Here is a 13,903-nt window from a genome sequence, read left to right on the forward strand (position 1 = left end):
TTATATAGCGAAATTACGAATTATAAAATACATAAGAGTTCTAAACTTATGTTTTTTTGTATTGACTATGCCAATAAGCGGGTGTATAACTGAATCTGTAAATGAACTTTGGTTTAAAACAAAGCAAATACTGCGAATATATGAACTTAATGTCGATAATTAGTTCTTTATTTGTCAAGGTAAATCTTTGTTTTAGACTGGAAAGCACGTTACTAAAACTGGTTAAAAGGGGTTTTAGTGCTATGACGGAAATTGTAAAAGTGCAGGGCTTACAAAAACGATTCGGGAAATCAAAAGCATTGCATGACGTGTCATTTACGGTGAATGCCGGGGAAGTTGTCGGCTTTATCGGGCCGAATGGCGCGGGGAAATCAACAACGATTCGCACCTTGCTCGGAATCATCCATCGGGATGCCGGAGTTGCGAAAATCTTTGGCAAAGATGTGTGGAAGGATAGCCTTGAGATTCATAAACGAATTTCTTATGTTCCCGGGGACGTGGCTCTCTGGGGCAGCTTAACAGGCGGCGAAATCATTGATTTATTTATGAAATTGCATGGCGGCGGAGACAAAACTAAACGGGACTATTTGATTACACGGTTTGAATTGGATCCTAAGAAAAAAGCCAAAGGGTATTCCAAAGGAAACCGGCAAAAAGTCGGCTTGATCGCGGCTTTGTCCGTGGACTCCGATTTGTATATTTTCGACGAACCGACTTCCGGCCTTGATCCGTTGATGGAAGCCGTCTTCCAGGATGAAGTTGAAAAAATTAAGCATGCGGGGAAAGCCATCTTGCTGTCCTCTCATATTTTGAGCGAAGTGGAACGTCTGGCCGATAAGGTGGTTATCATTCGCCAAGGCAAAGTGGTTGAAACCGGGACATTGGATGAATTGCGTCACTTAACACGTTCAACCGTAACTATGGTAACGCAAGGCAATGTGGCTAGAATGGCATCCGTTAACGGTGTCCATGATTTCAAGCAATCCGGCAATCAAGCGACATTCTCCGCAGATAACGAATTTATCAATGATATTCTGTCCGAAGCGGCAAAATTGGGCGTCAAGAAATTCGAGTCAGTGCCGCCTACGCTTGAAGACTTATTCATGCGTCATTATGAAGTCTAAGAGCGAAACGGAGGAGATTAGGATGCAAGAAAAATTTGCACATTCGCGCGTACTATTCGTTCAATATCTCAAGCGTGACTGGAAAAAAATCATCATCTGGGTTTTAGGTATAGGCCTGTTTTCGGCCGGTTTTGTTCCGGCTTTCGAAGAAATCGGCAAGGGGCAAGGCTTACAGGGAATGTATGAGACCATGCAAAATCCGGCCATGATCTCCATGGTAGGTCCGACACCGGTTAAGGCTGCAGCGGATTATACTTTAGGTGCGATGTACGGGCACGAAATGTTGTTGTTCTGCGGTTTGTTTGCGATGATTATCGCCGCTTTGCATGTGGTAAGCCATACTCGCAAAGAAGAGGATCTTGGACTTACTGAACTCGTCCGCTCCTTTCGAGTAGGTCGGCAAGCCAATTCGCTTGCGGTGATTGCCGAAGTCGTCGTCATCAATATTATATTAGCCCTTATTATTGCCGGAATTATGACAAGTTTTGGCGTAGAAACGATTTCGGCCGAAGGATCCTTTTTGTTTGGCGCATCCATCGGGATGGCCGGGATATTGGGAGCCGCAATTGCATTAGTCATGGCCCAAATTATGCCGACTTCATCCGGTGCAACCGGTTCATCGCTAGGAATTGTCGGCCTGCTTTATATTTTTCGGGCCGGTACGGATGTGTCGAATGTAGATTTCTCCATGATCAATCCGATGGGTTGGACTTATCTGACTTATCCATTTACGGAAAACGATTGGATACCCCTGATTTTGGCCCTAGCCTTCAGCATCATTGTCGTGATCATCGCTTTTGCCCTTGAAGGCGGCCGGGATATGGGGACAGGTTATTTGCCCGAACGAGAAGGCCGGGAGTGGGCAAAAAAATCATTGCTGTCCGTACCCGGCTTGTTTGCCAAGCTGAACAAAGGCGTAATGATCAGCTGGATGATAGCTTTCGTCATCATGGGAGCGGCCTATGGTTCGATTTATGGAGATATGCAGACTTTTCTTGAAAGCAACGAACTCATGAGTCAAATGTTTACGATATCCGGCGCTTCCATCGAAGAAGCCTTCACCGGTACCATTATGATGGTCATGACGGGATTGGTCTCCATTTTGCCGATTGCCATCATGAACAAACTATTCTCGGAAGAAGCGCGGCTGCATTTAAGCCAGCTTTATGCTACTAAAGTGACTCGGGCTCAGCTCTATTGGACGAGTGTCGTATTGGCCATCGTTGCCGGAATCGTCGGCACTTTGCTGGCAACAAGCGGACTTGGTAGAACGGCTATTTCTGCAATGGGTGACGGCTCGCGCATGAATATGGGGGATTTTTTCGCCGCAGGTTTTAACTTCCTGCCTTCCGTGTTGTTCTTTACCGGACTTGCCGCTTTGACTATAGGTTGGGCACCAAGACTGGGTAAAGCCGTCTATGCTTATCTTGGCTATTCTTTTGCTTTAAACTACTTTGGCGGCATTTTGGATTTGCCGGAATGGTTCTCTAAAACGGCAGTTCAAAGCTGGATTCCGCGGATGCCGGTAGATCCGTTTGATGCAGCAACCTTTATTACGATGACAGCCATCAGTATTGCCTTGGTGGTTTTGGGCTACATGGGATATCACAAACGGGATATGATTGAAGGTGCTTAATATCAACTGCGATTAGGGTCATTTGAATCAACAACATGAATTGTTGCCGGAACGACGCGTCGTTTAGAAAATAAGCGGAAGGGTCGGAGAATCTGAAAAAAGATTTTCCAACCCTTCTTTTTCGTTACGCAAACTCCCCGATTACCGATATAATATGACAGAAGCGGTACGCCGCTTTCGTTATCGTCAAAATTCACTCGAGGTGTTTATCATGATCATCCAATTCATTCGTTTACGTTAATGGAAGGTACAGTCATTTAGCTCATGTCATTTTTTTGAAATTTGACAAGGGTTTATTTAACTGTGCCTTTTTCATTTACTAAACATGAATGAATGAGGTGTTCTTGTGATCAAATCGAATAATAAGCCGGTAAGAGCGAGTCTAATCTCGGAGTATGAAGAAATCTTTTTATGCCCGATTTGTTTAAATCCGATGAAGGTAGCGGACTTCAAAAGCTTGGTCTGTTCCGACAATCATTGTTTTGATATATCCAAGCAAGGTTACATCAATTTACTGCCGCGTCCTCCCAAAACGAAATACGATAAAAAACTGTTTGCATCCCGAAAAAAGGTGATCGAACTCGGTCTTTTTGACCCCTTAATTAACCGGGTTTCCGAAATCATCATGGGCGGGCTGGAACCGGCACCAGCAGGGAACCCCGTAAAAGTATTGGATGCGGGGTGCGGCGAAGGGTCGCATTTGTCCGCAATACGGCAAAAGCTAATGAAACAAGCCGATTTGGATATGCTGGGAGTAGGCATAGATATTTCGAAGGAAGGAATTGTTATGGCTTCGAAAGGGGCTTCCGAAATGATCTGGTGTGTCGCCGATCTCGCGAATTCCCCTTTCGCCGGCAAACATTTCGACTTCATCCTCAATATTTTGTCGCCATCCAACTATGCCGAGTTTAAGAGAATGCTTGCGGATGACGGCAAGGTCATTAAGGTGATTCCGGGACCGGGCTACCTTCGGGAGCTTAGGGATGTTTTCTACGAACGTACGGACAAAGGCGAATACTCGAATCAAAATACAATCGACCTTTTTGAACAAAACTTTGAGCTTGTGGATATGGAGCGCGTTCAATACGTTGCAGCTTTGGAGCATGAGCATATCGAGCCATTGATCCGAATGACTCCATTGTCCTGGGGGGCATCGGAGGAATTCATCGGGCATGTTCGAAACCGGGATAAAATTGATATTACGTTTGATTTTTCTATCTTGCTCGGAAAAAAGTGACCACCCTCGGTTAAATTGAAGTTTGATATAGAGAAGCGCCAGTGAGGCGGTGTTCTCCCCTTTTGGCAGACATGAGTTCATGGTGACATGGATTCAAACCTTGTCAGCCGGAGGGGAGTTTTTTTATGTCCATTCGCCAATACGATACATCGAACTTCGAACATCCAGAGTATCCCATATCTGGACTATGGTCCAGCTTGTTCTCTAGTCTCCGGCCCGGTCACATCCTCCCCCTCTTGGTGTAATCTACCAGAAGCCGAAGGCTGGTTGTTGATCTTTCCGGAAAAGAGAGGTATGGCAGTGACGAATATTGTTATGGAAGTAAACCGAATCACGAAGACGATCGGCAAAAGAACCATTGTTCATGAATCTTCATTCCAACTGGAACAAGGCAAGATCTATGGCTTTATCGGTCCTAACGGAGCCGGTAAAACCACGGTAATGCGGATGATGACCGGATTAATCCAACCTACGACGGGTGAGGTCCGGATTGATTCATATAGCGTAAATTCGGAGCGGCAGCAAGCCATCGCCAGAGTTGGAGCGATCATCGAATCCCCGGTGTTTTTCGAATATATGACCGGTAGACAGGTGCTGCGAAATTTATCGCGGCTGCATCCAACCATCAACTCGAACCAAAGGGAAGAACATATCGAAAAGCTGTTAACTACGGTCGGTTTGGAAAAAAGAGGCGACGATAAAGTACGCACTTACTCTTTAGGGATGAAGCAAAGGCTGGGAATCGCCCAATCCATGCTCGGCGGCCCGAAACTGTTGTTGCTTGATGAGCCGTCCAATGGACTTGATCCTATAGGAATGAGAGAACTTCGGGACATTATATATAAATTGCGGGAGTCCGAAAATTTGGCCTTTTTTATTTCTAGTCATTTGCTCGACGAACTGCAGCAAATGTGCGATGAGCTCATCATGATTCGCGAAGGTTCGGTTATTTGGAAGGGACCTAAGGAAAAATTGGTGAAGGACGGGCAAAGGCTCGAGGATGCTTTTTTGGAGCTGTTGCAGGAATGAAGGCATTAATAATAAGCGAACTTGAACGGTTGCTGAGAAACCGATGGACATGGTGTTTGTTTATTTGCGCGCCGGTTCTTGCTTATGTCGCAGGAAGCTCTTTCCCGGACGGCTCAAGTAAGATGTCCGCCGGCTTGTTTATGATCGAAGGTTTACAATTCAATTTATATCTGATGTGTAATATCGCGGTTGCCGCTCTGGTTGCCGCCGTATTTACCGAGGAGTATCGCGGGGGACAGTTAAGGCTTTTGTTTTTGCGTCAATATTCCAGATCCCGCATATTTTTCAGCAAACTGCTCGTGATTAATCTGTTGATCCTGGCTTTGCTGATCGTGATGGGAATTTCGCTGGCTGTTATAGGGCTGCTGCAGTTTCCGCATCGTGGCGAAAACCAGGATTCTTGGGCGGTAATATTAACGATAATTCAATATTACTTTATGGCCTATCTCACTTTATCGGGAATATCGTGTCTCTTTTCTTATGTGGCCCTTATCAGCAGAAATGTAAGTTACATGCTGGGTCTCTCCGTGGGGTACGTTCTGGTTGCGTTGCTGTTCGACGGATTGTATTTATATTTCGCGGATTTATTTGCAAACGGGACATTTATGCATGAATTGGTTGCTTACGCATTAATTCCGTACATGCAATATACGGGGCTATACTCCGGCTTAAACGGGAATATGGCATCCATTGGGGCAATGGCTATCATTTTAGCGTTTTATATGGTTGTTTTTATATGGACTGCCCATCGTCGATTTGCGGTAGATGATTATTTGCACTAGGAGGTATGTACATATGCTCGGGGCATGGACGAGTGAAATGGAACGAATCTGGAAAAAGAAATCAATGCTTGTGTTGTACCTCATTTTTATACTTTTAATCTCGGCCAACATTTGGGGCGGCGTGTTGAACGGCTCGGGAAGCCTGAGATTTGGCGCGGGCCGGATCGAGCTTAACGATCTAAATGTGCCCTGGTTTATGATGGACGGGATTTCTCTGGTGCTTACGCTTGTTGTACTCCCCGTCATTTACGTCAATCAGTTGAGCGGTGAAATCCATTCCGGAGCATACCGTCTATATGTACTGCGTCCGTTCCCCCGGTTTCAGATCTGGTTGAGCAAGCTTTTGGCTTTGGCTGCCACAACGATCATTTTGATCGGATTTACGTTTGTTTTTGTTACGGCGGCGTCCTGGTTGCTCTTTCCAAAGGCTGATACGATGACGTTGTACGGTTCAAGCGAATCCGTTCATAGATCCGCGGCGATCCTGTACAGTTTAAAATTCTATGCATTATTTGCGCTTGCGAGTCTGTCCAAATTGATGTTCTGCAGTGCGGTTTGTTTATTTATATCAAGACCTCTCGTGGCGTTCGTCACCGTCTTTATCCTATCCTTCCTTCTGTACTCTAAAGTTGCGATGAATCTGGTGGTTTTAGCCGATCCTTTTCAGAAAATATTGCTTGCACTCCGGCCGGAAGGCTATCCCCCATTTTGGATTTATTCGCTCGGTATCCTTATCGCCTGCGCGTTCATAAGCTTCGTGACATGGCAAAGAAAAATGATTTGATTTTTCATAATCCATACAGCTGAAAGATGCGAGTCCTGCCGAAGTACACGGCGGGGCTCTTCTTTTTCCCCGTGCTTTCTCCCAATTTTGTTCACAAATACTTTGAAAATGAATCTTTCATGAGGGTCTATCAGATTTCTTGACAGTTTACAATAAGATTGTGTAGTCTTATAAACAGATAAGATAATCATTTCTAAATAATAATAATTATAAATAATAATTATAGCTTGTTTGATTACGCTGGTCCGAACAGGCTATATTATTGATAAACACATTTTTAAGGAGGAGTATTTAGATGTCACTTATTGGAAAAGAAGTCCTGCCCTTCACTGCGCAAGCATATCAAAACGGAAATTTCATCACGGTTACCGAGGAAAACTTCAAAGGTAAATGGAGCGTTGTTTGCTTCTATCCTGCAGACTTCACTTTCGTTTGCCCAACCGAGCTGGAAGACCTCCAAGAACAATATCCTGCTTTGAAGGATCTTGGCGTTGAAGTTTATTCCGTTTCGACAGATACTCACTTTACACATAAAGCATGGCATGACAGCTCCGAAGCGATCGGAAAAGTCACTTACATCATGATCGGCGACCCTTCCCATACGATCAGCCGCAATTTTGATGTCCTGAATGAAGAAGCCGGTCTTGCAGACCGCGGTACATTCATCATCGATCCGGACGGCGTGATCCAAACTGTGGAAATCAACGCTGACGGCATCGGCCGCGACGCAAGCTCGCTCGTTAACAAAATCAAAGCCGCTCAATACGTTCGCAACCATCCGGGTGAAGTTTGCCCTGCAAAATGGAAAGAAGGCGGCGAAACTTTGAAACCAAGCCTTGACCTCGTAGGCAAAATCTAAAGGAGAGAGATACAATGGCACTGGACGCAGAAATCAAAACACAACTAGAGCAATACCTCCAACTCATGGAAGGAGACGTAGTGCTCAAGGTTAGCGCGGGGTCCGATGCCGTATCGAAAGACATGCTGGCGCTGGTGAATGAAATCGCCAGCATGTCCTCCAAAATTACGGTAGAGGAAACGTCGTTGCCAAGAACGCCAAGCTTTAGCGTCAACCGCAAAGGTGAAGACTATACCGGCATCACGTTCGCGGGCATTCCGCTCGGACACGAGTTCACCTCCCTGGTATTGGCGCTGCTGCAAGTAAGCGGCAGAGCTCCTAAAGTGGAAGATAGCGTTATCGAAAGAATCAAAAGCATTAACGGCGATTATAAATTCGAATCATATATCAGTTTGAGCTGCCACAACTGCCCTGACGTGGTGCAGGCCTTGAACTTGATGAGCCTTCTCAATCCGGGCATTACGCATACGATGATTGACGGAGCTGCATACAAGGATGAAGTGGAAAGCAAGAACATCATGGCAGTGCCGACGGTTTACCTGAACGGCGAATTTTTCGAAAGCGGACGTATGACCGTTGACGATATTCTTGCCAAGATCGGCAGCGGCCCTGACGCATCGGAGTTTGCCAATAAGGAGCCTTACGACGTGCTTGTGATCGGCGGCGGACCTTCCGGCTCCAGCGCGGCGATTTATGCCGCCCGTAAAGGGATTCGCACGGGCATCGTTGCAGAACGCTTCGGCGGTCAGGTGAACGATACCTTGAGCATCGAGAACTTTATCAGCGTGAAATATACGGAAGGCCCTAAACTCGCGGCTAGCCTGGAAGAACACGTCAAAGAGTACAACGTCGATATCATGAAGCAGCAGCGCGCCAAGCGTCTCGAGAAGAAAGAGCTTATCGAGGTCGAACTGGAGAACGGTGCGGTTCTTAAAAGTAAAGCCGTTATTCTCTCCACTGGTGCCCGCTGGCGTAATATCGGGGTACCCGGAGAAGCCGAGTTCAAAAATAAAGGCGTGGCATACTGCCCTCACTGCGATGGTCCTTTGTTCGAAGGCAAGCATGTCGCGGTAGTCGGCGGAGGCAACTCCGGCATCGAGGCGGCGATCGATCTTGCAGGCATCGTTAAGCATGTTACCGTGCTTGAATTCGCACCGGAGCTGAAAGCCGACGAGGTGCTCCAGAAGCGTCTGTACAGCTTGCCGAACGTTACGGTCCTTAAAAACGTTCAAACGAAAGAAATTACGGGAACCGACAAGGTCGACGGAATTACTTACATCGAACGCGATACAGGCACCGAACAGCATGTTGAACTGCAAGGCGTATTCGTTCAAATCGGTCTTGTTCCGAATACCGACTGGCTTGGCGATACGCTTGAGAAAACCCGGTTCGGCGAAATCGTTGTCGACAATCACGGGGCTACGAGCATGCCCGGCGTATTCGCGGCAGGGGACTGCACGAACAGCGCATACAAGCAAATCATCATTTCGATGGGATCGGGAGCGACCGCCGCTTTGGGCGCATTCGATTATCTGATCCGCAACTAAACAAAAAAGGAGGGGACTTCCCCCTCCTTTTTTTTGCATGATTACAATTCGATATAATACCGTACTTCCTCCCTGACCGCTCGAAAACCTACCGATTCGTACAGAGACAATGCCGATTCGTTCGTGGTCAGTACCATCAGATAGGCCTCTTTCAGCCCGTGAGATTGAAGATAATCCAGTGCATGGATAAGCATCGCCTTGGCGATTCCCCGTTTTCTCCACGGCTCCCGGACAAACACGTCCTCAATGACGCCTTGCTCTCCCTCTCGCCAAACCATTAGCCCGCCGACAATCGTATGATCATAGCGAACGTTAATGGATGTCCAAAGCTCATTCTGTTTGTATTGAGTCAGCCTTTCATGTCCCAGCGGCGTATCCGGCCAGATCTCAGCCTCCAGAGAGAGGTACTCCCTTTCCTCCAAAGCGCTTTCCATCTTCCAATGGGACAAATGAAACCCGTCCGGCAACTTCATTTCCGGAATGGTTTCTTCCAAGTCCCTGTCCATACGATACAAGCTATTCAAATGACGGTATCCTTTATCGAGAAAATACCGGTTGTTCGCCGTCTCCGACGCATCGTTTCCTACACAGAGATTCGTTCCGTATTCCTTCGGCAGCATTTCTTTGAGCTGAAATGCCCTGTCCAGCAGGCACCAGTAGACCCGGTCGAGCAAATCCGTGTCCTCTTCCCTTTCGGGAACCGTTTTCAGATTGATAAATACGGAATGTCTGTTGTCCGCCGAGCGGCCGGGCGGAACAATGTTAATAATGCTGATCTGGCCTTTCGCGACCATTTGTCCGTTATCAAAGGCACAATACACATTGCACCAGTATTCTTCGTCCCCCACCCACCAAAATACCGCGTTTTCTTTGGCTATAACGGATTGATAAAGCTCGCCTAACAGCGGCATATCCTCGTGGCGGAAATTTCTTATCTCGATTTGTGTTGACGGATTCAACATTTTCCCCGCCTCCTCATTAGCAAACCCCAAATTCCATAACTTACCATAACGATAACATTTCACTGAAACCGACTTCAATAGCCTAGTTTTCTATAATTATTTTTTCCTGCCTCATATAAGGCTTGCTATCGTTTTGCTATAATAATCGGGAATGCCGAAAATCAACCGGTAAGTATATTATGAAAGGGTTCGTTTCATGAAAAAGTTAGCCGTCATTGTATCCATCCTCCTGGTTATTGTCATCATCGCCTATTTTTTTGTCGGAAACTACTTTTATAATTTCGCTTTGAATGCCAAAGACAAAAAAGAATTCCTGGAAGGCAACCCCAATCTCGCCCCTACGGAAGCCGTTTCCGTTTCGGCCATGGAGGCGAACGATGCCGCGAACGAGGAATTTATGGATAACCATCCGCCTATCCGTATGACAATCGTTTCCGGCGATAAACAAAAGTTGAAATTGGCCGGTTTTGTCTATGAGCAGGAACAACAAACCCATAATTGGGCCATTATCGTGCATGGTTATAACGGTCGAAGCTCGCAAATGACGACCTGGGTCAGAAATTTCCATGAGAAGGGCTTTAACGTACTGGCCCCCGATCTCAGGGGACATGGGGAAAGCGAAGGCGATTATATCGGCATGGGCTGGGACGACCGGAAAGATATGCTGCTATGGATCGATCAAATCCTTCAAAAAGACCCTGACGCAAATATCGCACTCCTAGGTGTCTCCATGGGCGGCGCGACGGTGATGATGACGTCCGGCGAGACGCTTCCCGACAACGTAAAAGTGATCGTCGAGGACTGCGGGTATTCGTCCGTTGTCGGCATTTTTACCTACCAGCTGAAGGACTTGTTCGGCCTGCCGAAATTCCCGGTCATGAACGCCGCAAATACGGTCACCAAAATCCGTGCAGGTTACGATTTGTACGAAGCCTCCGCCTTGGGGCAAATCGCCAAAAGCAAAACCCCGATGCTGTTTATCCATGGAGAGGCCGATACCTTCGTTCCTTTCTCCATGCTGGATGAAGTTTATGATGCCGCAAAGGTGGAAAAAGAGAAGCTAAGCGTCCCGGGGGCCGGTCACGGCGACGCCGTAAACACCGATCCGGTGAAATACTGGAACACGGTATGGAATTTTGTCGGTAAGTATGTACAGCTGTAATATGTAAGGTTTCATTTGAAATCAATCGGAGGGGCTACGGCCCCTCTTTTCATTCCCGTCTTACTTTTGTTCCTCTTTTTCCTCGGGTTCGTCATATTTGTTGATATGGGCGGTGAAGGCCTCCACGGCGTCATTTACATTCGTCGTCGCGGGAACTTCCTTTACTTCGTCTTCCGTCTTGTCGAGGAAATTTTGATGATCCGCGCGAATCGTTTCGATCTTATTGCTCATTTCCCTGTTCCTCCTTCTACTGGCGCTCAGCGCGTTTTTTCGGATATAACATGCCCGGCGGCCCTTTGTCGTATTCAGTCAAAAAAAGCACCCCAAAGGGTGCTTTTCCGATCGCAGTCTATTTAGTTTTCCAGCCAGCTTTCGTCCCAAATGACGAAACCTTTGGCCGAGCCTCCCGCCGGCGCTTTAAATTCTACATACAATTCGGTTGTCTTGTTGTCCGGAAGAACCAGCACGTTGTCGGTCACTTTGCCGTTTTCCACTTCTCCAGTGGCCAGAGCCTGACCATTTTTATCCTTAATGGTATAAGAAGCGGTATACGTTTTGTCGTCCTTCGGGTATTTAAAACCGACCAGCACGCCGACTTGCTTGGTTCCTTCCTTTATTTTAAACGCAACGCCTTGACCTGCACTGTTAATACCGCTTACCATAAAAGCAGTTTCATATTGGGTTTCTCCGAAAAGCAGCTCGTCCTTGTTCCGCGTAATTCCGCTAGTGTAATAACTCCATTTGAGATGGGAAACGTTATTGACGCCGAATGGAGTTCTTACGCCGGAGCTCGGTTGCCCGGCAACTTCATCGTTCCCTGCCGCTGCCGAGATGGAAATTTGCTGTTTGGCGGCGTTCCATTCGATATCGGCCCCCGTAGCTTCGGCTACGGCTCTGAGAGGTACGTAAGTTGTTCCTTTATAACTGATCGGTACCGCTGTCCCGCCGTTTGCGTCTTTAGGCGTCCAGGCTTCGCCGTTCAGCAAGAACGAAATGCCATGGTTCAGATTGGCCTGGATCCGTTGCAGCGTCGAAGCGGCGCTGGCCCCTGCCGAAAAAGTCAGCAGCAGCACGGCTGCCGTACCGATCATAAACGTTTTTTTCATCTTCATTTTTAAATTCTTCTTCCTTTCTATTTAAATTTTTATGTATTTAACACAACTATACTAAACTAAATGGAAGGGCATCAATGAATTACGGTGAAAATAGTCGGAAAGTCACGAATTCGGTCGAAAGTCGCGTATGTCATTACGAAAATCATCCTTTTTGCGAGATAAGGAGGCAATGGAAATGAACAGAATCGCCGTGTTTTGCGGGTCAAGCGCCGGAGCATCGGAAGCGTACACCCAAGGGGCCGTCGCTTTGGGAAAGGAACTGGCCAAAAGAGGACTTACGCTCGTTTATGGAGGATCCAGCGTCGGGCTGATGGGAACTGTCGCGGACACCGTATTGAAGGAGGGCGGAGAGGCGATCGGCGTCCTCCCCGCGTTTTTGAAAGACCGGGAAATTGCGCATAAAAACTTAAACGAATTGGTGATCGTGGATTCGATGCACGAAAGAAAATCGAAAATGGCCGAACTCGCGGACGGCTTTGTCGTGCTACCCGGAGGTACGGGAACGATGGACGAATTTTTCGAGATTTTCACGTGGGCGCAATTAGGGCTGCATAACAAACCTTGCGGCTTACTGAACATCAATCGATATTACGATCTTCTGATCGCATTTTTCAATCATATGGCCGACGAGCGGTTTCTGCAGGAAAAATTCCGCTCCATGGCTTTGGTCGACAGTACGCCGGGCGGGCTGCTGGATCAATTTTTGGCGTATGAACCGCCTACGGTCAAAACCTTCATTAGAAGCGAGCAGCAGGTCTAAGGACGTTTATTTTTCTTCGCCCGCAGCTCCTTCATGATTTTGCGTCCGGTGGGGGTCTGGGCAAGACCTCCTTGAGCGGTTTCCCTGTGCCTGCTCGGCATCGCCGAGCCGACTTCCAGCATCACGTCGATGACTTCGTCGGACGGGATGGCGCTTTTTACGCCGGCCAAAGCCATATCGGCCGCCGCAAGCGCGTTGACCGCGCCGAACCCGTTGCGGACGATGCACGGAATCTCCACCAGGCCGCCCACCGGATCGCAGATGAGGCCGAGCGTATTTTTGAGCGCCAGGCCCACGGCATGGACCGCTTGCTCCGGCGTGCCGCCGCGCAGCTCCACCATCGCCCCGGCCGCCATGCCGATCGCCGAGCCGATTTCGGCCTGGCAGCCTCCTTCCGCTCCTGAAATGAAGGAATTGTTGGCGATGACGTAGCCGATGGCTCCGGCACAGAACAGGCCGCGTACCAAATGCTCGTCCTCCCAGCCGAACCGTTCTTGAGCGCTGACGAATACGCCCGGAATAATCCCGCAGGAGCCTGCGGTCGGGGTGGCGACGATTCGACCCATCGAAGCGTTCACCTCCGATACCGCGAGCGCATAGGCCATCGCTTGGCAGGCGATATCTCCGGCCGAAGGCTCCCCGCCTTTCCGGTACGCTTCCACTCTTTTGGCATCGCCTCCCGTCAACCCGCTCGTCGACGTAATCTCCTCGGTCAAACCTCGTTGAACGGCCGTTTTCATGATTCCGTAGTAGTCCGTCATGATCTCCATGATCTCGGCCCTCGATTGTCCGCTCTCCTCCGCCTGATCCTCCAGCATGATTTCGGAGATCGGTTTTCCTTCCTTAGCACACACCCCGACCAGCTCTTTCAAATTGCGAAACCGCATCTATGATCCGCTCCTTATT

Annotated in this window: 14 protein-coding genes; 10 read left to right on the forward strand and 4 right to left on the reverse strand. The window is 48.0% G+C overall.

All coding sequences use genetic code 11. From position 1 onward, the window contains the following. Positions 1-242: 242 nt before the first annotated feature. From ACSFXJ_RS18780 to ahpF, 8 genes are all read left to right on the forward strand, one after another. A complete protein-coding gene (locus ACSFXJ_RS18780; protein ID WP_435921936.1) occupies positions 243-1,124 on the forward strand; it encodes an ABC transporter ATP-binding protein in 882 nt (293 codons plus the stop codon). Positions 1,125-1,146: 22 nt separating this feature from the next. Beyond that, positions 1,147-2,760 (forward strand): ABC transporter permease, encoded by a 1,614-nt coding sequence (locus ACSFXJ_RS18785; RefSeq protein ID WP_435921937.1) that lies wholly within the window; start codon positions 1,147-1,149, stop codon positions 2,758-2,760. Between the two features lie 346 nt (positions 2,761-3,106). Next, entirely contained in the window at positions 3,107-3,997 is an 891-nt protein-coding gene (locus tag ACSFXJ_RS18790) for a putative RNA methyltransferase (RefSeq protein ID WP_435921938.1), read from the forward strand. Between the two features lie 300 nt (positions 3,998-4,297). After that, the gene (locus tag ACSFXJ_RS18795; protein WP_435921939.1) at positions 4,298-5,026 is read left to right on the forward strand and encodes an ABC transporter ATP-binding protein; all 729 of its coding nucleotides are present in this window, start codon (positions 4,298-4,300) and stop codon (positions 5,024-5,026) included. Then, a complete protein-coding gene (locus ACSFXJ_RS18800; RefSeq protein WP_435921940.1) occupies positions 5,023-5,808 on the forward strand; it encodes an ABC transporter permease in 786 nt (261 codons plus the stop codon). Before ACSFXJ_RS18795 ends, ACSFXJ_RS18800 begins: the two co-directional genes overlap by 4 nt. A 13-nt stretch (positions 5,809-5,821) precedes the next feature. Beyond that, positions 5,822-6,592, forward strand: coding sequence for an ABC transporter permease (locus tag ACSFXJ_RS18805; protein WP_435921941.1), 771 nt, complete (start codon positions 5,822-5,824; stop codon positions 6,590-6,592). A gap of 295 nt (positions 6,593-6,887) precedes the next feature. Continuing rightward, positions 6,888-7,451 carry an alkyl hydroperoxide reductase subunit C gene (ahpC, locus tag ACSFXJ_RS18810; protein ID WP_435921942.1) on the forward strand — a complete coding sequence of 188 codons (564 nt, stop codon included), beginning with the start codon at positions 6,888-6,890 and terminating at the stop codon, positions 7,449-7,451. Between the two features lie 14 nt (positions 7,452-7,465). Beyond that, complete coding sequence (gene ahpF, locus ACSFXJ_RS18815; protein WP_435921943.1) at positions 7,466-8,998, forward strand: alkyl hydroperoxide reductase subunit F; 1,533 nt, start codon at positions 7,466-7,468, stop codon at positions 8,996-8,998. 41 nt (positions 8,999-9,039) lie between these two features. Here the strand turns inward: ahpF and ACSFXJ_RS18820 are convergent, their stop codons facing one another. Continuing rightward, the gene (locus ACSFXJ_RS18820) at positions 9,040-9,960 is read right to left on the reverse strand and encodes a GNAT family N-acetyltransferase (RefSeq protein ID WP_435921944.1); all 921 of its coding nucleotides are present in this window, start codon (positions 9,958-9,960) and stop codon (positions 9,040-9,042) included. A gap of 196 nt (positions 9,961-10,156) precedes the next feature. On the opposite strand from ACSFXJ_RS18820, the gene ACSFXJ_RS18825 reads away from it, so the two are divergent. Continuing rightward, entirely contained in the window at positions 10,157-11,122 is a 966-nt protein-coding gene (locus tag ACSFXJ_RS18825) for an alpha/beta hydrolase (RefSeq protein ID WP_435921945.1), read from the forward strand. A gap of 60 nt (positions 11,123-11,182) precedes the next feature. On the opposite strand, the gene ACSFXJ_RS18830 is transcribed toward ACSFXJ_RS18825, so the two are convergent. Together ACSFXJ_RS18830 and ACSFXJ_RS18835 are read right to left on the reverse strand one after the other, a co-directional pair. Next, positions 11,183-11,353, reverse strand: a complete 171-nt coding sequence (locus ACSFXJ_RS18830) for a hypothetical protein (RefSeq protein ID WP_435921946.1) — start codon at positions 11,351-11,353, stop codon at positions 11,183-11,185. Positions 11,354-11,475: 122 nt separating this feature from the next. After that, entirely contained in the window at positions 11,476-12,234 is a 759-nt protein-coding gene (locus ACSFXJ_RS18835; RefSeq protein ID WP_435921947.1) for a stalk domain-containing protein, read from the reverse strand. Positions 12,235-12,412: 178 nt separating this feature from the next. On the opposite strand from ACSFXJ_RS18835, the gene ACSFXJ_RS18840 reads away from it, so the two are divergent. Continuing rightward, on the forward strand, positions 12,413-12,997 hold the full coding sequence (locus ACSFXJ_RS18840) for a TIGR00730 family Rossman fold protein (protein WP_435921948.1): 585 nt from the start codon (positions 12,413-12,415) through the stop codon (positions 12,995-12,997). Here ACSFXJ_RS18840 and sdaAA read toward each other — a convergent pair. Next, a complete protein-coding gene (gene sdaAA, locus ACSFXJ_RS18845; RefSeq protein WP_435921949.1) occupies positions 12,994-13,884 on the reverse strand; it encodes an L-serine ammonia-lyase, iron-sulfur-dependent, subunit alpha in 891 nt (296 codons plus the stop codon). The two genes, ACSFXJ_RS18840 and sdaAA, sit on opposite strands and share 4 nt — an antisense overlap. Between the last annotated feature and the right edge of the window lie 19 nt (positions 13,885-13,903).

Origin of the sequence: Paenibacillus salivarius, assembly GCF_051307165.1 — a bacterium.
GTDB lineage: Bacteria > Bacillota > Bacilli > Paenibacillales > Paenibacillaceae > Fontibacillus.

Coding starts and splice junctions, on each gene's coding strand:
- ACSFXJ_RS18780 (WP_435921936.1), top strand. CDS start 243: ATGACGGAAATTGTAAAAGTGCAGGGCTTACAAAAACGATTCGGGAAA.
- ACSFXJ_RS18785 (WP_435921937.1), top strand. CDS start 1,147: ATGCAAGAAAAATTTGCACATTCGCGCGTACTATTCGTTCAATATCTC.
- ACSFXJ_RS18800 (WP_435921940.1), top strand. CDS start 5,023: ATGAAGGCATTAATAATAAGCGAACTTGAACGGTTGCTGAGAAACCGA.
- ACSFXJ_RS18805 (WP_435921941.1), top strand. CDS start 5,822: ATGCTCGGGGCATGGACGAGTGAAATGGAACGAATCTGGAAAAAGAAA.
- ahpC (WP_435921942.1), top strand. CDS start 6,888: ATGTCACTTATTGGAAAAGAAGTCCTGCCCTTCACTGCGCAAGCATAT.
- ahpF (WP_435921943.1), top strand. CDS start 7,466: ATGGCACTGGACGCAGAAATCAAAACACAACTAGAGCAATACCTCCAA.
- ACSFXJ_RS18820 (WP_435921944.1), bottom strand. CDS start 9,960: ATGTTGAATCCGTCAACACAAATCGAGATAAGAAATTTCCGCCACGAG.
- ACSFXJ_RS18825 (WP_435921945.1), top strand. CDS start 10,157: ATGAAAAAGTTAGCCGTCATTGTATCCATCCTCCTGGTTATTGTCATC.
- ACSFXJ_RS18830 (WP_435921946.1), bottom strand. CDS start 11,353: ATGAGCAATAAGATCGAAACGATTCGCGCGGATCATCAAAATTTCCTC.
- ACSFXJ_RS18835 (WP_435921947.1), bottom strand. CDS start 12,234: ATGAAGATGAAAAAAACGTTTATGATCGGTACGGCAGCCGTGCTGCTG.
- ACSFXJ_RS18840 (WP_435921948.1), top strand. CDS start 12,413: ATGAACAGAATCGCCGTGTTTTGCGGGTCAAGCGCCGGAGCATCGGAA.
- sdaAA (WP_435921949.1), bottom strand. CDS start 13,884: ATGCGGTTTCGCAATTTGAAAGAGCTGGTCGGGGTGTGTGCTAAGGAA.